Annotated in this window: 1 protein-coding gene; it reads left to right on the forward strand. The window is 63.7% G+C overall.

Annotated elements, in window-relative coordinates:
* Positions 1-98 precede the first annotated feature (98 nt).
* A complete protein-coding gene (locus EN852_RS35545; RefSeq protein WP_135879655.1) occupies positions 99-398 on the forward strand; it encodes a hypothetical protein in 300 nt (99 codons plus the stop codon).
* Positions 399-411: the final 13 nt, after the last annotated feature.

A 411-nucleotide genomic window follows, 5' to 3' on the forward strand; every position in this document is an offset into this window, starting at 1 on the left:
AGATTGTCTATCTCGCGTTGCAGGGGTGTGGCGAGCATGGGTTCAGGGCCGTTCACTGTTCATTTCACGTTCAGCACCGATGCGTTACAACGCCGGTCATGAAAACGCTTCGCTCCCATTTCCGAACCGCGACCCTGGCGCTTAGTGCCGCCGGGCTGTTTGCGTCGCAGGCAATGGCGATACCGGCGATCGCGCCCGATCAGCCCACCCCGATCGTCCTGGCCGCATCCGACTGCTATGCGATCGGTCAGCAGGTGGCCCAACAGAATGGCGGAACACTCGCCAAGGCCTCGGCGTCGACGCGTGGCGGCCAGCCGGTCTGCGTTATCGTCGTCCTCGTGCCGGGCAAGGACGGGCAGCGTCCGCGCCGCTCCGAAATCGTCGTTCCGCAGAACTGACGCAGTCTTCTCG

Source organism: Mesorhizobium sp. M2E.F.Ca.ET.209.01.1.1, from assembly GCF_004010375.2.
Lineage (GTDB): Bacteria > Pseudomonadota > Alphaproteobacteria > Rhizobiales > Rhizobiaceae > Mesorhizobium.

Bases quoted from the DNA above. Each gene is read 5' to 3' on its own strand.
- EN852_RS35545 (WP_135879655.1), top strand. From the start codon at position 99: ATGAAAACGCTTCGCTCCCATTTCCGAACCGCGACCCTGGCGCTTAGT.